Origin of the sequence: Vibrio pacinii DSM 19139 (assembly GCF_000711795.1) — a bacterium.
Lineage (GTDB): Bacteria > Pseudomonadota > Gammaproteobacteria > Enterobacterales > Vibrionaceae > Vibrio > Vibrio pacinii.
The window spans coordinates 2,653-5,258 of the sequence record NZ_KL543981.1 but is presented as its reverse complement, the minus strand read 5'-3'; the positions used below and the strand labels follow the sequence as shown (position 1 = coordinate 5,258).

5 protein-coding genes are annotated in these 2,606 nt (G+C 41.1%); 3 read left to right on the top strand and 2 right to left on the bottom strand.

Annotated elements, in window-relative coordinates; genetic code table 11:
• Positions 1–17: 17 nt before the first annotated feature.
• Positions 18–290, bottom strand: a complete 273-nt coding sequence (locus BS19_RS19575; protein ID WP_038177637.1) for a type II toxin-antitoxin system TacA family antitoxin — start codon at positions 288–290, stop codon at positions 18–20.
• A gap of 302 nt (positions 291–592) precedes the next feature.
• Between BS19_RS19575 and BS19_RS20120 the strand changes: the two genes are divergently transcribed.
• From BS19_RS20120 to BS19_RS19565, 3 genes are all read left to right on the top strand, one after another.
• Positions 593–874 (top strand): hypothetical protein, encoded by a 282-nt coding sequence (locus BS19_RS20120; RefSeq protein WP_053306554.1) that lies wholly within the window; start codon positions 593–595, stop codon positions 872–874.
• 7 nt (positions 875–881) lie between these two features.
• Positions 882–1,538: a DNA-methyltransferase gene (locus tag BS19_RS19570; protein WP_031381879.1), complete on the top strand. Its 657-nt coding sequence runs from the start codon at positions 882–884 to the stop codon at positions 1,536–1,538.
• A 191-nt stretch (positions 1,539–1,729) separates the two neighbouring features.
• Positions 1,730–2,272, top strand: a complete 543-nt coding sequence (locus BS19_RS19565; RefSeq protein ID WP_038177635.1) for a hypothetical protein — start codon at positions 1,730–1,732, stop codon at positions 2,270–2,272.
• Between the two features lie 25 nt (positions 2,273–2,297).
• On the opposite strand, the gene BS19_RS20465 is transcribed toward BS19_RS19565, so the two are convergent.
• On the bottom strand, positions 2,298–2,444 hold the full coding sequence (locus BS19_RS20465) for a hypothetical protein (protein ID WP_169739030.1): 147 nt from the start codon (positions 2,442–2,444) through the stop codon (positions 2,298–2,300).
• Between the last annotated feature and the right edge of the window lie 162 nt (positions 2,445–2,606).

The following is a 2,606-nucleotide window of genomic DNA, read 5'->3' as shown; positions in this document are numbered from 1 at the left end:
TAGAAGTACCGTATTCATCATTGAGTTTTACTCTCGTATCGATCAGCAGCAGCTTTTAGTTTTGAGTTCTGTGTCGCAGGACGGTCTAAAGCTTCCATAAGGAACATCGCGTCAGCTTGGCTCAGTTTTAAAGCCTGTTCACGTTCGATGACTTGTTTAGCTTTTTCGATTGCAGCGCTTAGAACAAACGAGTTGATGCTAGACATGCCGGCGATCGCGGCAGCCTTAGTAAGTAAGTCTTGTGTATCGACATCAACTCTAGCGGTGATGCGAGGCAAAGTAGTAGCCATAATGTTATCTCCTGTTGTGTCAAAATGTCACATGTGTATTATGGTCTTAAAGTGTGCAATAAGCAATCTCTGTGTCACTTTGGCACGCAAACTAACAAACAATTTAAGAGGGATTCCCAACGCTTGGCATTTTTGCTTCTACTTCAAATTTAGTGTTTATGGCACAATGCCTTAGGTTTGGGTAGTAGCGTTGCTCACCCCTTAATTGGGCGTTAGGTTACTAAATTGAGTGCATAGATCGCAGTTTGCATATGTTTTTTCTCTTATTATCGGGTCGTATAAGTCGTTGATAGGAGATAAAAATGGCATGTAATTGTTGTGGTAAACGCTTAAATATCGGCATGATTCACAAGACAGATCCAGTAACTGGTCAAAAATACAAATCTTGTCCTCATTGTTCCGATGCTAATGGAGGAGAACATGTTTTCCATCCATATCCGTTTAACTTTGGTAAAACACCAGCTCGCAAAACTGCACGTAATCCTGATGGTTACCAGAGTTACTGTATTGATTGCCGCAGGCTTGCTAAAGGTGTAGCCTCAAATGTCTATCGTAATGGACGAACATGTAGCGGTTTAATCTAGAGGTTCAATGCAAGTTTTTAAAGAAGATGCAGTTGAATGGCTTTCAACGCTCGCTGACGCGAGCGTTGACTTAGTTATCACAGACCCACCATACGAATCATTGGAAAAGCATCGGAAAATTGGGACCACGACAAGGCTAAAGGTAAGTAAAGCATCAAGTAATCAGTGGTTTCAAATCTTTCCCAATGAAAGGTTTGAGAGCCTTTTACAAGAGATGTACCGAGTCCTAAAGAAAAACTCTCACTTCTATCTGTTTTGCGATCAAGAAACAATGTTCGTAATTAAGCCAATAGCTGAGAAAGTAGGTTTTAAATTTTGGAAACCAATCGTTTGGGACAAAGTCACTATTGGTATGGGCTATCATTACAGAGCTCGCCACGAATACATACTTTTCTTTGAAAAAGGTAAGCGTAAGCTCAATGACTTAGGTGTGCCTGATATACTTCAATCAAAAAGGGTTTATAGGGGCTACCCAACTGAAAAACCCGTAGACTTACTTGAGGTACTTATTTCTCAAAGTAGCACTGAAGGTGAGTTAGTAATGGATCCATTCTTTGGCTCTGGTTCGACACTCGTTGCAGCTAAAAAATTAAATCGAAACTACATTGGTTGTGATATTTCAGATGCAGCTCATGAGCACTTTCAAGGCAGAGTCGAAAAATAGTAACCTAACAATCTGTTTAAGAGTGATTCGCAACGCATGGTATTTTTGCTATGCGTTGCGTTTAGTGTTTAAGGTGATATGCGGTAGCGTCGGTATTGCGTTGCTCACACCTTAACAGGGCGTTATATTCACCTAAGATTCGGGGGTAATTTATCCCTCATGGTATCGGACAAGGAAGTGGTGAGTCGATAATGAAGTATTTTAAAACTCCTGAGTTTCTTTTCGACGTGTTCGGGGAAAAACAATCACTATTGGAAGTTGGTTGCACGTTAATCTTTGCTTTAGCTGGTAGTTGGGTTGTTTACTTAGTTGCTGGCGTAGAGCTAGACAACTGGAAATCAATATTAGCTTTCCTAGTCATCGCCGATGTACTGGCAGGTTGCATTGCTAACTTCAGCTACGGAACAAATGAATACTATTCGCAGCGGCCAAAAAACCGCCTTATATTCATTGCTATCCATGTGCATATTTTAGCTATCGCTTGGCTGCTATCTGAGCCGCTTGATAGTGCAATAATTATCTGGGGTTACACTATAGTATCAGCATTTGTAGTTAATGCTTTGAAAGGGAAGCGGATTCAATGCTTTATTGCTGCGAATTTAATGTGCTATGGCATATTGTTACTAATCTATCTGCCGCTTTCAAATTGGTTTCTGATGGTTAGTGTGTTCTTTTTAATTAAGGTGCTATTTAGTTTTTCAGTCGATCACTTTGGTAAGCAGGTTGAAAGCTAGGAGTGCCGTGAATATAACAAAGCGTTTAAGGGTGATTCCAAACGCTTGCCGGTTTCGCTTCGCTCAAGTATGGCAAACGCTTGTCACACCTTAACGCAGCGTTAGTTGCCAGCGGAAAAAACGCAGCTACGGCAGAAGATTTCGGGCTAATGAATAGTGCGATTGTGCTCATATTTGTCTCTGTGGTCTAGTTTGCTGAAGTTGCGTTCGATTTTTAATATTGTGGCTTTGTTTTGCCGTTTCAGACGCGAATGTACTCGTTGAAAGTCAGCTTTGTGACATTGTCTTTCCGAAAGGTTTATTGGGTGCTTTTGGCCAGCTTTCTACGGCGTTG